This window comes from Paenibacillus sp. ICGEB2008, from assembly GCF_000307675.1.
GTDB lineage: Bacteria > Bacillota > Bacilli > Paenibacillales > Paenibacillaceae > Paenibacillus > Paenibacillus polymyxa.
In genome coordinates, this window is the sequence record NZ_AMQU01000009.1 from 103,008 (window position 1) to 122,158 (window position 19,151).

13 protein-coding genes and 1 pseudogene are annotated in these 19,151 nt (G+C 40.0%); 11 read left to right on the forward strand and 3 right to left on the reverse strand.

All coding sequences use genetic code 11. From position 1 onward, the window contains the following. Positions 1 to 290 precede the first annotated feature (290 nt). The 6 genes from C400_RS0110465 to C400_RS0110490 all read left to right on the forward strand — a co-directional run bounded on the left by C400_RS0110465 (position 291) and on the right by C400_RS0110490 (position 8,964). The gene (locus tag C400_RS0110465; RefSeq protein ID WP_017426931.1) at positions 291 to 1,031 is read left to right on the forward strand and encodes a LytR/AlgR family response regulator transcription factor; all 741 of its coding nucleotides are present in this window, start codon (positions 291 to 293) and stop codon (positions 1,029 to 1,031) included. A gap of 1 nt (position 1,032) precedes the next feature. Continuing rightward, complete coding sequence (locus C400_RS0110470) at positions 1,033 to 2,334, forward strand: ATP-binding protein (RefSeq protein WP_016820920.1); 1,302 nt, start codon at positions 1,033 to 1,035, stop codon at positions 2,332 to 2,334. A 124-nt stretch (positions 2,335 to 2,458) separates the two neighbouring features. Further along, positions 2,459 to 4,501, forward strand: a complete 2,043-nt coding sequence (locus tag C400_RS0110475) for a serine hydrolase domain-containing protein (RefSeq protein WP_017426932.1) — start codon at positions 2,459 to 2,461, stop codon at positions 4,499 to 4,501. Between the two features lie 549 nt (positions 4,502 to 5,050). Continuing rightward, positions 5,051 to 6,034 carry a LacI family DNA-binding transcriptional regulator gene (locus tag C400_RS0110480; protein WP_017426933.1) on the forward strand — a complete coding sequence of 328 codons (984 nt, stop codon included), beginning with the start codon at positions 5,051 to 5,053 and terminating at the stop codon, positions 6,032 to 6,034. Between the two features lie 201 nt (positions 6,035 to 6,235). Continuing rightward, positions 6,236 to 7,471: an MFS transporter gene (locus tag C400_RS0110485; RefSeq protein ID WP_017426934.1), complete on the forward strand. Its 1,236-nt coding sequence runs from the start codon at positions 6,236 to 6,238 to the stop codon at positions 7,469 to 7,471. 11 nt (positions 7,472 to 7,482) lie between these two features. Beyond that, on the forward strand, positions 7,483 to 8,964 hold the full coding sequence (locus C400_RS0110490) for a glycoside hydrolase family 32 protein (RefSeq protein ID WP_017426935.1): 1,482 nt from the start codon (positions 7,483 to 7,485) through the stop codon (positions 8,962 to 8,964). Between the two features lie 268 nt (positions 8,965 to 9,232). Here the strand turns inward: C400_RS0110490 and C400_RS0110495 are convergent, their stop codons facing one another. Next, positions 9,233 to 10,246: a LacI family DNA-binding transcriptional regulator gene (locus tag C400_RS0110495; RefSeq protein WP_081338576.1), complete on the reverse strand. Its 1,014-nt coding sequence runs from the start codon at positions 10,244 to 10,246 to the stop codon at positions 9,233 to 9,235. 317 nt (positions 10,247 to 10,563) lie between these two features. On the opposite strand from C400_RS0110495, the gene C400_RS0110505 reads away from it, so the two are divergent. After that, positions 10,564 to 11,952, forward strand: a complete 1,389-nt coding sequence (locus tag C400_RS0110505) for an MFS transporter (protein WP_017426938.1) — start codon at positions 10,564 to 10,566, stop codon at positions 11,950 to 11,952. 1,537 nt (positions 11,953 to 13,489) lie between these two features. On the opposite strand, the gene C400_RS28705 is transcribed toward C400_RS0110505, so the two are convergent. Next, positions 13,490 to 13,654: a 3-methyl-2-oxobutanoate hydroxymethyltransferase gene (locus C400_RS28705; protein ID WP_442952196.1), complete on the reverse strand. Its 165-nt coding sequence runs from the start codon at positions 13,652 to 13,654 to the stop codon at positions 13,490 to 13,492. 31 nt (positions 13,655 to 13,685) lie between these two features. Beyond that, positions 13,686 to 13,895: pseudogene (locus C400_RS28710) on the reverse strand (3-methyl-2-oxobutanoate hydroxymethyltransferase); the annotation flags it as partial. A gap of 454 nt (positions 13,896 to 14,349) precedes the next feature. Here C400_RS28710 and C400_RS0110520 point away from each other — a divergent pair. The 4 genes from C400_RS0110520 (at position 14,350) to C400_RS0110535 (ending at position 19,140) form a co-directional block, all read left to right on the forward strand. Continuing rightward, positions 14,350 to 15,318 carry a LacI family DNA-binding transcriptional regulator gene (locus C400_RS0110520; RefSeq protein ID WP_016820912.1) on the forward strand — a complete coding sequence of 323 codons (969 nt, stop codon included), beginning with the start codon at positions 14,350 to 14,352 and terminating at the stop codon, positions 15,316 to 15,318. Positions 15,319 to 15,526: 208 nt separating this feature from the next. Further along, positions 15,527 to 16,480, forward strand: coding sequence for an ABC transporter permease (locus C400_RS0110525; RefSeq protein WP_026065421.1), 954 nt, complete (start codon positions 15,527 to 15,529; stop codon positions 16,478 to 16,480). A 13-nt stretch (positions 16,481 to 16,493) separates the two neighbouring features. After that, a complete protein-coding gene (locus C400_RS0110530) occupies positions 16,494 to 17,390 on the forward strand; it encodes a carbohydrate ABC transporter permease (protein WP_016820910.1) in 897 nt (298 codons plus the stop codon). A 124-nt stretch (positions 17,391 to 17,514) separates the two neighbouring features. After that, complete coding sequence (locus C400_RS0110535; RefSeq protein WP_017426941.1) at positions 17,515 to 19,140, forward strand: ABC transporter substrate-binding protein; 1,626 nt, start codon at positions 17,515 to 17,517, stop codon at positions 19,138 to 19,140. The last annotated feature ends 11 nt before the right edge of the window (positions 19,141 to 19,151 follow it).

Sequence of the window (19,151 nt, forward strand, 5' to 3'; positions counted from 1 at the left end):
TCCTATCTTCCTAATAAATCATAAGTTGTGTTCTTATTCAACGGGTCAAAATAGTCAAAACAGCAGCAAACATCATTCCAGCGACATCGTCCACAAACCGACCAACCTACGCAAGCCCTGATGGCAAAAAGGGAACGCCTAAGCATAGAGAACGAATAGCACACAATAAATCGCATTTAAGGGATTTGAATTTGCGTTTTATCCAAAAGCTATGTATAGAATATTAAGATATTGTATACTGTTCAGACTATACTTCCTTGCAACATGTAATGGGAAAGAGGGGAGCATTTATGTATAGAGTGGCTATTTGCGATGATGAGTACAAGCAAAGAGAGCTTGTTAAAAATATGCTGATCGCTTTATCAATCAAAACAAATATAGAATTTAAAGTTGAATTATTCGACTCAGGAGAACAACTAGTATCTCATTATCAAAACCATGAGTCTCCATTCCATATCTTAATATTGGATGTTGAAATGAATGGCATGAACGGAATTCAAACCGCCCGAAAAATAAGGAGTTTAAATCACCTAGATGAACAGATTGTTTTTTTAACGAGCTACCCTGAATATATGGTGGAAAGTTTTGACGTAGTTACATTTCAATATTTAATAAAACCGATTGCTCCCTATATCTTTGAGGAAAAAATAATAAAGCTGTGTCAATATTTTCAAGCTCTCGATAAAAAATTCGTTATCATCAAGTCAGCTTATGAGGAAGTGCTTTTAAAATATGATGATATCATTAGTATTGAAGTGGCCAAAAGCTTGACCATAAAAAACAAGCTGCATTTTGTAACCTCTACACAAACCTATGATAGCAAAGGGATTCTTTCTGATTATGCATCAGCATTAAAGGAACATAATTTTTTACAAATTCATCGTTCGATTATTATAAATTTAATTCATGTCAAAAAATTTGCTGGCGGTGATGTTCTGATGTCAAATGATGTGAAGTTGCCTATTGGACGTTCTAAAATAAAAGAAGTTAAAGATTTGTATACCAAATTTATGATTATGAAGATGCATTAATATGATGGCATATAACTACCTGTTTCTTAACCTATGTGTCGTACTGGTGATGTGCTTTCAGGTCAATTTTTATTTCAACTCGGTTTTTGATAAGTCCAGTCGAAAGCCGAATAGAATGATGTATTTCATTATTTTCGGGTTGTTGAACTTCTTATATTTAACTGTTTATCTGACTCCTACGTTTTCCTCCATTTTGGCGTTATTTGTCATATTTAGCTTGGCTCATTCTTATAACGTGGAAATAAAGACAAAGATCATTTTTTCCATTCTTTATGCTGTGTTGATCACCATCGTTAATCTTTTATCCCTGTATATTTTATATGCTGTAGACTCCGTTAAGATTAGCAACTTTAGTCATTTGAGCGGACAGGATCACTTGATATTTTCTAAGGTTATGCTACTCAGCTGTATTATCATGTTTGCTGTCATTCAGATTATACGGCTATTCGCCAAACGCAGAACCTTCCCTTTGCAGCATCGTTACTATTTTTTATTTTTAATCGTTCCCATCATAAGTATATACCAGGTCAATGTTTTATCTGTTTATAGTGAAAAGAATATGTATTATTTTGGCTCTATTATTGGCTTTATTTCTTTAAATGTTTTTATTATATACATCTTCGATAATGTTATTGAAAAATTCCAGTTAATGCATGAAAATGCTCAACTACAACATCAGATGGACTACCAAGATGCTAACTACGAAAAAACGGTTCACAGCTTCAAAAATATAAAGAGAATCATTCATGATACACATCAACAGTTTTTGTATATTGACGAATGTATCAAGAGAAATGAATTAGCTGAGGCGAGTGAACATATTAAGATCACATTAAATAAAATCGAAGGAGCATATCAAAGGGTTAACACTGGTAATCTGGTTATAGATGCTCTTGTTACAAATAGTCTTAATATTGCTCAGGCCAATGGCATCAAGGTGGATACTCAGCTCAACTTATACTCACAGAAAGTAAATATTGAACGTTATGATTTATGTGTCGCTCTAGGGAATATGCTGGATAATGCCATAGAAGCATCTAAAAAGGTCAAGATTGCTGATGACAGGTACATTCTGATTAAAATACATTCCAATGAGTCTGCGCTTTTCATTCACATTCTGAATCATGTGGAGAATGAAGTGGCTCATTTGCATAGTCAAAAATCAAACCTGGATGTTCATGGCATTGGCTTAACCAATATATCTAGAATATGTGATAAATACGGTGGGAATATGACCATTGAAACGAAAAATAAAGTATTCGATAATATGGTTTTATTACCATTTTATAAGGACATTCCTTAGACATCTTGTTGTTTAGGGATTGTTTTTTACGTTTAAGGGTGTTTTTTTTATATAGAATCCTCGTTCGTTGTATGATCAGGTCAGTAATAAAGTCTGATGAAGCTATAAGAGGAGGAAATATGGAATGAAGAAAATAATAGCTGTGTTCGTTTCTGCTATGCTTTTTGTGCTGCCAATGACGAATACTTTTGCTCAAGGCACTCCTGAACCCATCAAGGAAAAGGCTCGCAGTCTGGCCTCTGAGCTGGTATCCAAATACGGTGCTAGCGGTGTGCAGTATGCCATTATGGACCATGGAAACATCGTATTATCGGATAGCGTGGGTGTAAAGAATAAAGCAACCAACGAGCCGATCACCAAAGATACGATGTTTGGTATAGGCTCTACAAGCAAAATGTATGTAGCTGCTGCAACGATGATGCTGGTGGATGCCCATAAGGTAGATATTGATCAGCCGCTCACAACATACATTAAGGACTTTACAATGGCCGATGAAAGGTACAAAAAAATTACACCGCGTATGCTGTTAAATCATTCGTCAGGCCTTTACGGTGCCCACTTAAAAAATAGTATGTTATTTAATGACAATGATACAAAAAATCATGATGAGCTATTGCTGAGATTACAATCAGAAACTTTGAAATCCAACCCCGGCGAATATTCTGTATATAGTAATGATAGTTTTCAATTGCTTGAAATATTGGTTGAACGGGTGAGTGGTCTAAGTTACACCGAATTTCTGGCAAAGCATATTAGTGCACCTTTGGGTTTGAAGTCTACGAAAACACCACTCGATCAGTTTGATAGACAAAAGCTGTCCAAAACTTATTTTCCTGCGATTGAGGGGGCCTTGCCGGTTGAAAATGCCAATGTCATCGGGACAGGGGGCTTATACTCCACCGCAGAAGAGGTGGCTATGTTTTCGGAGGTATTAACAGGGAACAGGCCTGATATTTTATCTGCACAATCGGCGAAGTCCATGCAAAGTCATGAATATCGAAAAGGAATATGGGTGCCTGAAGAGACAAACAGCTTTAATTATGGACTTGGTTGGGATGCGGTTCAGTTGGCACCGTTTAGTGATTACAGAATAACTGCGTTGTCCAAGGGTGGGGATACTGTTTTGTATCATTCTACTTTGATCACCATACCAGAGCATCATATTTCTATGGCTGTGCTTTCATCTGGAGGTTCTTCCATCCTGGATAGTATTTTTGCTTCTAATGTTTTATTGGAGCTTCTAAAAGACAAGGGCATCATTAAAGGCATTCTACCGGGTAAAACCTTTGAGCCTCCTGTAAAAGTGGAAATGCCATCTGATTTACTTACTTATTCTGGATTATATGGCACTGTGGGTACAACCATCAATGTAGAAATTAAAAACGGAGAGCTTGAATTACCAGCTTTTCTGGATGGAATAGTCCCGGCGCAAAAATATGTGTATACAGGCAATGGAGAATTCAAAAGCAGTGATGGCAGTGTAGCCATAGGCTTTGACAAACAAAAAAACGGGAAAACGTATATTAAGGCTAACTTCTACTTAAACTTTCCGGGATTAGGTCAAATGGTTATGGTGACTTATGAATATCAAAAGCTAGATGCCAATCCTGTAAACCTCACAGTTAAAAAGGCATGGGAAAACAGAAACGGGAAAAATTATTATGCTTTGGATGAAAAGATATCTTCCATATTTTATCTGGTCCCCTCATTTATAACGAAAAAAATATCCGTTGATCATGATGGATACGCAAGTGGTACTAAAATTGTGGATGAGAATAAAGCCGTTAATGCCGTTGAGATTCCTGTTATGAGTGGAAGAGATGCATTTGATCTGAATTTTACTACCAAGGATGGTTCAGAGTATTTAACCATAGATGGACAGTCCTACATCAGTGAGGATGCTATTAAACCTGTCCTGGGCGGGAAATCAGTGTACACCATACCATCGAATGGTCAAGCCACATGGTTTAAAATAGATAAAAACGTAGCCCATAAAACGATGACCGTTGATGTTCCAACAAGTGGAGGGTTCGCTGTCTATGATGAAAACGGAACGGTTGTAGATTTTTCAACTGCCAGCCATAACAATTCGGTTGTGCTGCCCAAAGGTGGCTTGATCGTTTTAGGTGGCAATGCAAAGGATAGATTTAAAATCAATTTGAATTAAGCGTGTAGCCGCTCCTGAAAAATTTAGGAGCGGCTATTATGATAGGATGAGTTCTTTATTTTGGATTGTGTGTTTTTTTGTCCCTTTTGCAGTAACACTTACCCCCACGAGGAAGTTACTATATTATGTGATATACTTCATTCCAGGATTTCTGAGGGGTGTTTTTTTTTGTTTACTAATGTCCTGCGACAACGACTTTTACGAAATCATATGTGAGATTCTTTTCACTACGGTAAATTCACATATTAGTCCATATAAAATGAGAAAAATATCGGGGTGTATACACTTTAATAGATACATTTATCCATAACTCTCTAGATGATATTTCAACCAAGTTTATTCACCACCTCATACATACTACATAGTGTATACAATATTCTCGAGGAGAGACAGGAACATATATTATTGAAATATGATGAACAATAATGGTTAAAATGATGTCATTGCATATACAGCGCGGAATGATGAAGACATGTTTTTTCACGTTTAACAATGTTAAAATAATAGAATAATTGGAGACTTGGCATGAAGAGAAGGCAGGTTGAATCAATGAAACCAAAACTGAACGATGTTGCACAATTAGCTGGAGTTTCACCGACTACGGTTTCTCGCGTACTTAATAATCGTGGCTATATCAGTCAAGAAACGAAGGATCAAGTTCATAAAGCGATGCAGGAGCTAAATTATTTTCCTAATGATGTAGCTCGGTCATTATTTACTAAACGGACAAATCTGATTGGATTAATCATTCCAACTACGAGCAACCCATTTTTCGGAGAGCTGACTTTCCATATAGAGAATATTTGTGCGTCATTAGGCTATAAGCTGTTGCTATGTAACAGCTTAAATCAGCTGGATAAAGAAGAGTCTTATGTAGATATGCTTATGCGAAATCAAGTTGACGGTATTATCGTCGGTACACACAACCGAGGTATCGTAAATTATGAACAGAAGAATATTGCAGTTATTGCGATCGACCGTTTCCTATCCGATTCAATCCCAGTTGTAGGATCGGATAATTATATGGGTGGAAAACTGGCATCAGAGCTGCTTATTGAAAAGGGGTGCAAGCATATCTTACACATAAATGGCCCTGTTGAATTGGAAACACCAGCAAGTTTAAGAAGAAAAGCATATGAAGATGTGATGGAGCAGTATAGTCGAGAGGCAATTACCTATGAAGTACATGATCCCTTTCACCAACAGAATCACGATGAACCGATTAAACGCTTGCTCGATGAACATCCTGAAGTAGATGGATTGTTCGCGAGTAATGACATGGTGGCAGCGTCTTTTATTGCTGAAGCAAAAAGAAGAGGAAAACGGGTTCCTGAAGATATCCGCGTAATTGGGTATGACGGAACAGAAACAACCCGCAATCTTCTCCCTGAATTAACGACAATTCAGCAACCAATACAGGAGATCGCGAGATCTTCCATAGAGTTACTTATTAAAGAAATTGAAGGTGGATACAGTGATGTCCCGCGAGAAACCTATCTACCAGTGAAACTTATTAAAGCTAGTACAGCTTAATACAATTCCAACGTTTTTAGCATTGTGATATAAATTGGAGCTATCCTTATTAGAGTAATTGAAATCAAAGAGGAGAGCTCTTTTTTCTTCCGAAAATATGTCAAGCGGTTGACATATGAAAGCGGTTGACATATAATCGATCTGTAAATACGAAAGTGCTTTCATTTACATCCAAATGTTCAACTTAGAGGAGCGTTCGATATGAGAAAGTCAAAGAGCATGTACTGGAAACTAAGTGCCTATTTCTTCTTTTTTTTCTTTACTTGGTCAGCAAGTTATTCATTGTTCTCCATCTGGCTAGGGCAAGAAATCAGTCTGAATGGTGCTGAAACAGGTGTTATCTTTACTGTAAACGCTATCTTTGCGCTATGTATGCAACCGCTTTATGGCTATATATCTGATAAAATCGGATTGAAGAAGCATATTTTATTTCTCATCAGTTCTTTGCTCTTATTTGTTGGTCCTTTCTATATCTTTATCTATGGGCCGTTACTTCAATACAATGTATTTCTCGGCGCCATTGTAGGTGGATTATACCTGGGTATTTCTTTTTTGGCAGGGATCGGAGCAATCGAATCTTATGTCGAGAAAATCAGCCGAAAATATGAATTTGAATACGGGAAATCTCGTATGTGGGGCTCGCTAGGTTGGGCAGCAGCAACATTTTTCGCTGGTCAGCTCTTCAATATCAACCCTAACATTAACTTCTGGATTGCATCAGTATCTGCTGTCATTCTGTTTATCATTATGATGACAATTAAAGTTGAGATGACAGATTCCGAGGTGGAGCAAGCAGAATCTGTTAACTTTAAGCAAATCGGATATTTGTTTGCAAATAAGCATTTATGGTTCTTCATTTTATATGTTCTTGGCGTTACCTGTATTTACAATGTGTATGACCAACAGTTCCCAAATTACTTTTCATCAACGTTCTCAACGGTTGCTTTAGGTAATCAAGTTTATGGTTACTTAAATTCCCTACAAGTATTTCTGGAAGCAGGCATGATGTTCTTAGCGCCTTTCATTGTCAACAAAATTGGAGCAAAAAAGGGTCTGATTTTGGCAGGATTCTTGATGGCATTCCGGATCATGGGCTCAGGCTTAGTTATTGGACCTTATGGTATCTCAGCTATGAAATTGATTCACGCATTGGAACTGCCAATCATGCTGATCGCCGTATTTAAGTACTTGGCTGCTAATTTCGATATGCGTCTGTCTTCGATCCTATATCTGGTGGGATTCCAGTTTATGAGTCAGGTAGGAGCTTCGATCTTCTCGCCAATCGCCGGTATGTCTTATGACATTAGAGGTTTTGCAAATACGTACGTGATTATGGGTGTATTCGTATTTGTCTTTACAACAATCTCAATCTTTACCTTAAAGAAAGAACCGAAAAAACTGGATCCCAAGCCTAACAAGCATATTGAAACAGCATAGGAGGAAGACAAATGAACACATATAATAACAATACGAAGCAAGCTGAGGAAGCATTGAAACAGGCAGAAGCAAAAATGAACAAGCGTTACCGATTAGGCTATCATATTATGGCACCAGCAAACTGGATTAACGACCCCAATGGATTAATCCAATTTAAAGGTGAATATCACGCCTTCTATCAGCATCATCCTTATGATGAGAACTGGGGTCCAATGCATTGGGGTCACGTCAAGAGTAAAGACCTTGTACACTGGGAGCATTGTCCGATTGCATTAGCGCCTGGAGATGCATGTGACCTTGATGGCTGCTTCTCAGGAAGCGCAGTAGATAATAACGGCGAATTGACATTAATCTATACTGGCCATCACTATATTGATCAACCAAACAATACCTTTTTCCAAAATCAAAATGTGGCAGTAAGTACAGATGGCATTCATTTTACAAAACTAGGGCAGAATCCCGTAATCGCTGAACCTCCAACAGATAGCTCACAGCATTTCCGTGATCCGAAGGTATGGAAGCATGAGGATACATGGTACATGATCCTAGGTAACAGCACGAAAGAAGATCTGCCGCGTGTTATTCTATATACATCTCCTGATCTTAGAACTTGGACCTATCATGGTGTGCTTCTGCAGGGAGATAAGAATATGGGCTTCATGTGGGAGTGCCCTGATTTTTTTGAACTGAACGGTAAGCATATATTTATGTTCTCCCCGCAAGGTATTGATGCGCAAGGAGATAAGTACAATAATTTGTTCCAGACGGGATATTATGTTGGCGAATATAATTATGATAGTAATGAATATAAACATGGAGAGTTCGTCGAGTTGGATAATGGTCATGACTTCTATGCGGTTCAAACTTTTCTAGATGATCAAGGTCGCCGCATTGCGATTGGTTGGATGGATATGTGGGAATCGGATATGCCGACGAAAGCAGACGGCTGGTCCGGAGCATTGACGATCCCACGTGTAATTACGCTGGGTGCCAATAATAAATTGCTGATGAACCCAGTAGAGGAAATGAAGTTGCTTCGTCAAAGCGAACATGTTTTGTACCAATATTGCGCTATTTCTGGCAGTTACTTGACGGAAGTTGAAGCGGATCTGCTTGAAGTGAAGGTCGTGTTCGACCTGACGAAGTCAAGTGCAGATCTGGTAGGCTTGAAGCTTCGCGGAACAGGTGAGGAGGAAACGGTTATCACTTATTCTATCCCGGGTCAGAAACTTATGCTTGATTGTTCTAAATCAGGCAAAAAGACGGATGGAGTACGTCAAACAGCCTTAAGTGCAGAGGGGCAGCTGACGTTACATGTATATCTGGATCGCTCATCCATTGAAATATTTGCTAATGAAGGGCAAGCTACGATGACAAGTCGCATCTATTCGAGTGAAAAACTGCTAGGCATAGAACTCGTAACGGAGGGCGGAGAGGCTCTAGTAAATGAGTTGACATACTGGAAATTAAAAGATATTTGGCAAGCTGAATAATTCGAAGAAAAGGTTGCTTTCTGAGTCCTTGTATTGACTTAGAAAGCAACCTTTTCTTATTGATAGTTAATCTGACTGCTATCGAAAAGAAAATTGAATACGAGCTAGTCTGGCAATTTAAACCGAGCCTGGTTTCTGCGTATCCCCAATCATGCCCTTTTGCGAAAAAGTCTGCAAGAGAACGTTTCCATTATTCGGCGTTGGATTCGCTGAAAAGACCACCCCTGCCGGTTAAGCACTTCCCGCAACCGCGTAGGAGCATCAAAGGTTAGGATACTCCATGTTTTGTAATGCTGTCCCGAATTTCTAACTGATGCGATATGGACCAGTGGACAGCTGCTAATTCTTCTCCTCTAATAAGCTTAATGAGATTGCGGGCGGCGACCATGCCCAGTTCGGATGCTGAATATCGGACAGTTGACAATTTAGGCCGGATTATTGTAGCCATATCAATGTCGTCAAATCCCAAGAAGGAGACCTGTTCAGGTATTTTCACCCCATTCTCGGCTAGAAAGTTCATAGCACCTATGGCAATTCGGTCCGTTGCGCAGAACACCGCACTAGGCAATGGACCTGAATGATAAAGCTTTCTCATAGAGGTTATGCCGTCTTCAACTGAATAGCCGCTTTCCAATACACGTTCGGGACGTACTGGCAGGTGAGCAGCCTTCAATGCCTGTTCATAGCCCAAAAAACGCTGATTGCCCACTGAAATATCCCCCGCTGGTCCCTGCAGCATCGCTATATCCTGATGTCCCTGCTGAATTAGATAAGTTACCGCTTCAAAAGCAGCCGTTATGTTGTCAACATGCACGGAAGGAATGGATTGATCTCGAAAATCCCGTCCGACAAGGATGCAGGGAATTCCCGCCGCTTCAATGAGCGCGAATAGCGCATCCCGGATTTCGCTTACCGATATAATAATTCCGCTCGCTTGCATCTCACGGAACATATTGTAATAGTGTATTTCAGAGTCCTCGTCCCCCCCTGACAAGGCGATTATGACATCGAAGCCGTATAGATGCGCTACTTGATTGATGCCTTCAACCATGTCATCAAAAACGTTGTTTTTAATCGCGGGCAGAAGTACTCCAATCAGAGATGTATCATTCTTTACCAGTGTCCGTGCTATGGCATTTGGACGGAATTGAGTGGCTTCAAGGACATCCTGAACTCGTTTGCGTATTTCACTGTTCACCGTCTGGCTGTTATTGATTACTCTGGAAACCGTTGAAATGGAGACGTTGGCCATTCGAGCCACATCTTTTATAGTCATTTTCATTGTACACACCGACTTTCAAGCAAGTATTTATTTAGAAAAAGTTTCTCAAAGTGGATTGAATTTATTATATCAGTTTATTGAATTGTTTATTGAGTTTAACAAAGATTCCAGAGCAAAGAAAGCGCTTGACCTTGGTTTATAAGGAGAGTATAATCAACTCCGGAAAACGTTTTCTAGTATTTTTTGGACAAAGATAATTATTTTTACCAATAATCAGCTGGATTCAAAGTATTTCAGCTTGTTTTTTTGATGATTAAGAAAACGTTTTCTTGATGGCATTGAATGGTAGAGAATAACAAGGGAAAAGGAGCATGAGCATGAGAAGTTCGAGCGATATTGTTGTAATGGGAAATGAGGCTTCAGTGCAAACCGGTTCAATTATTACGCTGAAAGAAAAAATTGGTTATGGATTCGGTGATTTTGCCAGCCAGTTGCTGTTTGCCGCCGCAATGACTTTTCTGTCCTACTTTTACACAGATGTAATCGGGATCAGCGCTGGGGTCATTGGTACTTTAATGCTAGTTGCACGCGTACTGGATGCGTTTATTGATGTCGCGATTGGGGCTTTGATCGATAAAACAAAGAGCAGACACGGGAAGGCACGTCCTTGGTTACTGTGGATGTCCGGGCCATTTGCATTGTCTGGAATTCTCTTGTTCACGGTTCCAAGTGGAAATATGACGATCACTATTCTATACATTTACGTTACCTATCTGCTGATGAACTTTATTTATTCCAGCATTAATGTCCCTTATGGTGTGCTTAATTCCATGATAACGCAGGATTCTTACCAGCGTTCTCTGCTTAATATTTTTCGTATGAGTCTGGCGAATATTGGTGCCTTGCTAATTAATTATTTCACCCTCCCGTTAGTGAAGTCATTCGGCGGCGGTCAAAAAGGGTGGATTTTCACCTTTATTATATTTGGCTTGCTCGGAACCTTCTTATTTCTTGTTACCTTCTTCAGTACCAAAGAAAGGGTTACTCCATCTGTTGTACAAAAGCCAATTCCGTTTGGACGCGCTTTTGGAGCGCTGATGCGTAATAAGTATTGGAAATTGATCCTTGGGTTTGCTGTGGTCTATTTTATAAATAACGCACTGGGCACAGGTATGAATATTTACTACGCACGTTATGTGTTAAAAGACGCCAATCTGATTGGAGTGCTCGGCATATCCTTACTGCTTCCTTCCCTGCTTGGTTATATGCTATTGCCCCCCATCGTCAAGCGGATCGGTAAACGAAATTCCTCCATTATCGGAAGTATCCTCCTTATTGTCGGGTCGCTTGTCATTGCCGTCAGTCCCACAAGTCTGATGGCGGTCTGTCTGGGACTCGTTATTAAAGCGCTTGGACATGCCGCTATTCTCGGAACCTTCTTTGCCATGTTGGCAGATACCATTGAGTATGGCGAATGGAAGACAGGGATGCGCACCGAAGGACTGGTGTACAGTGCGGGTAGTTTCGGCACAAAAGCGGGAGGCGGTTTGGGAGCGGCACTTATCGGTTGGGGGCTGGCATTGGGAGGATATGCTGGTGGACAAGCTACAATCAGTGCTACTGCGCTAGCGTCTATTCATTTCATGTTTATCTACGTTCCAATTATCTTGGCTCTCCTGCAAATCTTATTGCTGGTATTTTACAATCTAGATAAATTATTTCCGGGTATTGTCAAAGAGCTTGAATTCTTAAAAAACGCTGAATAGCTACTGGGTAAATAAGGTAGCCCATGAATGAACTCACCCTATTGTTGAAGTTACTAGCAGTAGGGCAGTTCAAGAGGGGCTGCTTTTTTCATTGAAGTAATGGGCAGTATTATTCAGTGGGAGACAATTTAAAACGGCTATTCCCCAATCGGGCATATAATTTATATTTACTAACTATAAGTTCAAATCTCTTCTAATCCATTTCATAAGGATTTTATCTTCATATAGGCAAGGTGGGCACCGGCGATCCTTAGGTCTTTGAGTCAATGTCCATTCTAAGCAAATTGACACGACCACACCACACAATGCGTTGTACTTTTAAGTATATGATTAATTAAGGAGATGTTTAATTGGTTGCCATACACTCAGCCTCGCCGAAACATCCTGTAAAGGCTGTCACAAGGGCCGCTATAGTCGGGGAGGTCGCCGAGCACCTCAAGATAAGACCACCTGCGATCTCCAAACCCCTCAAAGTCTGGAGCGAGGAACGTACAGTAAAAGCTCAATGTGGGACTCTCCCCTTTGGAATATGTTGCATATATTGATGCATCGATAGATGCAATCAAGAAGATAGAATTGTTCGATTATTGAATATTTGGATAGCGGCTAACCAATATGGAATAGACGTAACCAGTATAATTGAACGTTTTTAAAACAGACATTGCTCAATCAGGGTATTATAGTGATCATTTTAAACATTTGATATATTTACTGGTAAGTTATCACACACTAAATAATGAGACTTTGCAGCTACATTAAGCCAAGGAAGAGTTATGTAGTCCAACTATTTGGAAGAGGATATAGTGATACACGGCGACCAAGTAAGGAGAAGACATCAAGGTTAAAGGAACTTAATCCTTTCGGAGCAGTAAGGACCTACTATATTGTAATCGATAATTTGTTCTCGATTTTAACTTTAGCTATAGTAGGTATTGTAGGTACAGGCGCAGCTTCAGAAAATAAAACTAATGGAAACAAGATAATTTCTTAAAATCGGGGGAAGTGCAACAGTAAGAGAAGCATTTAGTGTCCCTAAAGGCTGGGGTCATGTTAAACTTTGTATGAAGAACCATTCTGATCATCCAGTAAAGGTAAGTTTAACTCATGGCGGTTAAAACAAACTATATATTAAAAATTAGTAATCGCTCCCCACGACATAGTGACTTGGAAATCTACTGACCAAGGTTTTAGCGACGATTTGCGATCTGGAGACTACATACCTCAATGGAGAGGCAGCAGTGATTATAAAGTTGACGGGGAAACATGGGGAGTAGCTGGCTCAAAGTCTGAAAATGAATAGATGCTAATAAGTGCTTCTGAATCACTGTAAACCCGGATAAAAAGGGGATATGCAAAAAAACAAAACAAGGGCCGAAAAGAATTAGATCGGAATCTCCCGTGAATTTATAGAGCTCTCAGTAACAAGATTCTATACCAAGCTTCTCGGGACTTAATAATCAAGCCGATTAAATTAAACCGAGACAGTTACTTTAATTCTCGGATGATGTCGATAGTTCAAAACTCAAAATCTTCAAAGTTATAAGTCGAGGCAACTTTGTATAACATAATAAAGACACAAAAATGGATTTAACGATTGATATTGTTGGACAAACTTAGCAACTCGCTCAACACCATAACCCAAAATATCATGATATACGAGAACTTGGGCATCTACATTTACTCCAGCACCGATGCCAATCACCGGGATCGAAAGGACCTATATGTTCGATAACTACTGCTTTGGTATGATGAATCATATCTTCGAGTGTCACTGGGATAGTTGAATCGTAACCAAGAACCACCATTCCAAGCGAATCCCCAACCAAGATGACGTCAACACCGGCTTGTTCTGCAAGCTTTGCAGACGGATAGTCATAAGCTGTTAACATGACGATCTTTTTATTGTTTTGCTTCATTTTCATAAAATCTATCGTTTGCTTCAAATTAACTCCTCCAAGGACGCTCCCGAGCCTTCGCTTGGGCTACGTCCATCTCGTTATATTCAATTTCCAATTAATAATTTAAGAACATACGCGAGTAGCATGTAGTTCTTTAAAAAGATACATAAATTAATCTAAGCACTAAGAAAATACTTTATTTTTTGCTAACATCAAGAAGGCCTTTGCTTTCGAGGCTTTAAGAAAGGTTCGCGTTCTATTACCTTTTACAGAGAGACTTCAGAAAGGAAGTACCCGGACTCGTCCTTCTAACGGACATCACCTATTTACCCTATGGCAGCTCTGTCACTTGGCTTATCATGTTTCTGACCAGTTTACACTTGATTTAGCTACATGCGGGCTAGGCAATAAAAAAAGTCGAAAAAAAGTGCTTCAAAGATTATTGAAACGTTTCCAATTTCGTGCTATTATGATTTTCATAAGAGAGAGGGGGGGCTAAATGCCAAGTATTAAAGATGTAGCTAACCTGGCTGGCGTAGCTGTGGGAACTGTTTCCCGTGTTATTAACAACTCGGGCTCTGTAAAACCAAATACACGCCAAAAAGTGGAAAAAGCTATACAAGAATTGAATTATATCCCTAATGAAGTCGCTCGAAATTTTAAGATGAGGAAATCCAAGATGGTAGCCTTGCTGCTTCCAAGTATCTGGAATCCTTTTTTTTCTGAACTGGCTTATTACATTGAGGATGAGTTGGATCGGGAAGGCTTTAAGCTCATGCTATGTAATAGCGGTGGTAAGCCCGAAAAGGAACTGTATTATCTAGATATGCTACGGCAAAATAAAGTGGCTGGTATTATCGGTATTACTTACAATGATATTGAGAATAGCGTAAGCAATGACATTCCGATTGTAAGTATTGACAGACACTTTAGCAAAAAAATTACCTGTGTGACCTCGGATAATTATAAGGGAGGGCGTATGGCTTTAAGGGAACTTATTAAAGCGGGAGCCCAGAGACCGGCTTTTATAGGAAGTGTAACTTCCGTATTTAGTGAAACCATGAATCGAAGAAAAGGTTTCATTGATGAGGCGAAAAAATTAGGTGTCGACTATGTGATATACGAGAAACCAGACCCTATTGTGAACGACGATGCCTATTTTAGCGAATTTCTACATAAGTATCAGGATGTGGACGGCATTTTCGCTATTACCGATATGTTAGCCGCCAAATATATAGAAAGAGTAGGCAAGCAGGGTATTCGCGTTCCAGAGGATGTAAAGGTCATCGGTTACGACGGCATTCAGAATCATCCTTATTTTCATCCGATATTGTCCACAATCAGGCAGCCAGTGGAGGAAATGGCACGTATGACAATCAGACTGCTGTATCAAAAGATGGAGGGTATAACTTTAGATCAGCAAGTGTATCGTCTCCCCGTTATCTTCAGGCAAGGCGAAACTACATGATCTTAATTGTAAAGATATTAGCTCATTCAGTTGGATCTCAGTTTGGATCTGCAAACTCGGCATTTTTTTTTATAATAAATTGGAAACGTTTCATTTGGAGATCAAAGGAATAAGTCTGGATCAACAGATGCTTCGTCTTCCCGTTTTTTTAAAGTAAATTGGAAACGTTTCAAAAATGAAAATATCCGATGTCAAGAAAGGGAGTGTAATGGTGAATACAAGAATTAGCGAGTTAGATCATTCTACGATCAAGCCAAATCGCAAAATATGGAACCAGATCAAACGTGATTATGAACTGTATTTGTTTTTGCTGCCAATCATTATTATTTATCTCGTATTTAAATACTATCCGATGTATGGAATACAAATTGCTTTTAAGGATTTTTCACCAAGTCGGGGAATCTGGGGAAGCGAGTGGGTAGGCTTTAAGCACTTTATTGATTTTTTCGATTCCTATAACTTCTGGACGATCATGACTAATACGCTTACACTCAGTGCTCTATCGCTTGTATTTAGCTTCCCAGCTCCGATTATTATAGCGATTATGCTCAATCAGATGCTTGCCAAGAGATACAAGAAAATTGTACAAACTGTAATTTATGCACCGCACTTTATTTCTACCGTAGTGCTCGTCGGTATGCTTAATGTTTTTCTGTCTCCAAACAGCGGAATTGTGAATCACATCATCACTTGGTTTGGAGGGGACCCCATTATGTTTTTGGCCGACGAAGGGTGGTTCCGTCCTTTGTATATATTATCAGGGGTTTGGCAAGAGACAGGTTTTGCTACCATCATTTACCTTGCAGCTCTGGCAGGGGTCAATCCGGAATTGCATGAAGCGGCGATCATGGATGGAGCAAGCAAATGGAAGCGCGTAATGCATGTGGATATTCCAAGCATTTTGCCGACGATCGTCATCTTATTGATTCTCGCACTCGGCAACATTATGGGCATCGGTTTTGAAAAGGCTTTCCTTATGCAGAACGATTTGAATTATGCCACATCCAATATTATTCCGACCTATGTTTATGAAATTGGGATTCAAAAAGCACAATACAGCTTTTCTACAGCAGTTGGCCTGTTTAATTCAGTTGTAAATATTATCCTGATAGTCACCGTCAACCGGATCGCAAAAAAATTGACGGAAACCAGCCTGTGGTAAGGGGGAGATCAATTTGAATCAATTATTAAAGAGAAAAAGTAAGGGAGACTTATGGTTTGACATCATCAACTACGTCATGCTGACCATAGTTATGTTGCTTGTATTATTCCCGCTGTATTTTGTATTGATTGCTTCACTCAGTGACCCCAATCTCATCTACTCAGGTGAAGTATGGTTCTTTCCAAAGGGTTTTACGCTGGATGGATACGGGCGAATATTCAGCGATTCATCTATATGGATTGGATATGCCAATTCGATCTTATATGCGAGTCTAGGAACATTAATCGGAGTTGCCGTGACCGTATGTGCAGCTTACCCGTTAGCTCGTAAAGGAATGGCAGGAAAGTCGGTGATAATGTGGTTTTTACTGATCTCCATGTTTTTTAGTGGGGGGTTGATCCCGACCTATTTGCTGATTAAAGATCTTCACATGCTGAATACGATCTGGGCACTGGTTATTCCTGGAGCAGGAGGTGTGTTCAATGTCATTATCGTAAGGACTTTTTTTCAGTCGACCATCCCTGATGAAATGTGGGAGGCCGCTTCCATTGATGGTTGTTCCAATACCAGATTTTTTTGGAGCATCGTATTACCTTTGTCTAAGTCCGTTATAGCCGTAATGGTACTGTATCATGTTGTCGGGTTCTGGAATGGTTTCTTTGACGCTTTGATTTACTTGAACGATGAAAGCAAGTATCCATTACAACTGGTCCTTCGCAACATTCTTGTCCAGAATCAGGCCAACTCGAGCATGATGATCGACGTGGAATCCTACGCAGCGAAGATGCGCGTTACAGAGCTTATCAAATATGGTGTCATCATGGTATCCAGCCTACCGTTGCTGATTTTGTATCCTTTCCTGCAAAAATACTTTGTTAAAGGCGTGATGATCGGCTCGATCAAAGGCTAACATTGTCAGGGTGCCTGAAAGGGGGAATGTGCAACAGAATACCTAAATTCAGCATTCAGACAAGTAAATAACAAGGACAAGGGAAGTTCTCAGCTTGTGGACTGACATAAGGAGGTTATGTACGATGAAATTATTCAAAAGGGCTGGAATGCTAATGCTGGCTGGAGTGTTTGCTCTTAGCGGATGTTCGGGAGGCGGTGGCGAATCAAAAAATCAGACAGTGAATCCGGATCAGGATGCAAATTTTAATAAAACCGGTCTTCCGATTGTTAAAGAAGCGGTGACATTAAAGATGGTATCCCCAAAAGCTGCTTTAGCTCCAGATTACTCAAAAATGGAAATATTTAAGCGGCTGGAAAAACAAACAAACATAAAAATTGATTGGGGAAACATTCCAGACACTGACTTTGCAGAGAAGAAAAATTTGTTGTTGGCCAGCGGAGATTTGCCAGATGCCTTTTACGGAGCCGGATTCACAGATTACGAGCTAATCAATTACGGTAAAGACGGAACCATTATTCCGCTGGAGAATTTGATTGATAAATATGCGCCTAATTTGAAAGCGCTTCTCGATCGTCGGCCTGACATTAAACTAGCCATCACAGCACCAGACGGTCACATCTATGGGCTGCCGTCGTGGGAAGAGAATAAGCTCGATACCAACCCCTTCTTTCACGTCATCAATAAAAATTGGCTCGATAAATTGGGTTTAAAAGTACCTCAAACGTTGGACGAATACACGCAGGCTTTGATTGCCTTTAAAACGAAGGATCCGAACGGCAATGGCAAGGCTGATGAAATCCCATTAAGCTTTATGCACATGCAGTGGTGTAGTGACATTGCTGGCATATTCGGAGCTTTCGGTCTTCCGGATAATTTGGAACATCGGATCGTCCGCGAAGGTAAAGTGATCTTTACCGCTTCGCAACCTCAATTTAAGGAAGCATTAAAATATATTCATGATAACTGGTATAAGCAGGGGCTGATTGACCCTGAATCGTTTACCCAGGATGCCGCTCAGTATTTAGCAAAAGGCAAAACACCAGATGAAACGCTCGGCTCCTACGTTTGGTGGGAAGTCGAAGAAGTTGTCGGACCGGAGCGTAGTAAGGATTATGCTCTGCTGCCCCCGCTTAAAGGCCCAAATGGAGATCAAATGATTGGTCGCAACAACGGCGGAGGACCGGGACGAGGTAGCTTCGTGATTACAAAGGAGAACCGTTATCCGGCAATGACGATGCGTTGGATCGATCAACAGTATGACCCTTACATGGCGGCTCAAATTCACTGGGGTCCGTTGGATTTCGTATTCAAGAAGGACGAAAAAGGAAAATTGGTGAACCTGCCGCTTCCCAAGGGAGTCTCCGCAGGTGAATTCCGTCAAAAAGTGGCTCCAGGCACAGGGAATCCGGGCGTCATTACTTTCGATGACTTCGGAAAAGTTGTTGATATGGAACCCCGAGCTCAGAAGCGTGCTGAGTATTTGGAGAAATATTACACTCCATATATGAAAAAGGAAAACTATCCGAGCATCTTCTTTGAACCGGATGAACTAGATAAAATCAATCGGATTGAGCCTGAACTTATTAAATATGTAAATACCCAAAGAGGCAAGTTCATCGTCGATGGCGAGGTAGACGAAAAGTGGGACAGCTATGTGAAGACACTCGAGAAGATGGGGCTGAACGAATTAATGGAGATCTATCAAAAAGGGCTGGACCGTTATAATGCAAATTTAATAAATAAATAATCAAACGATAG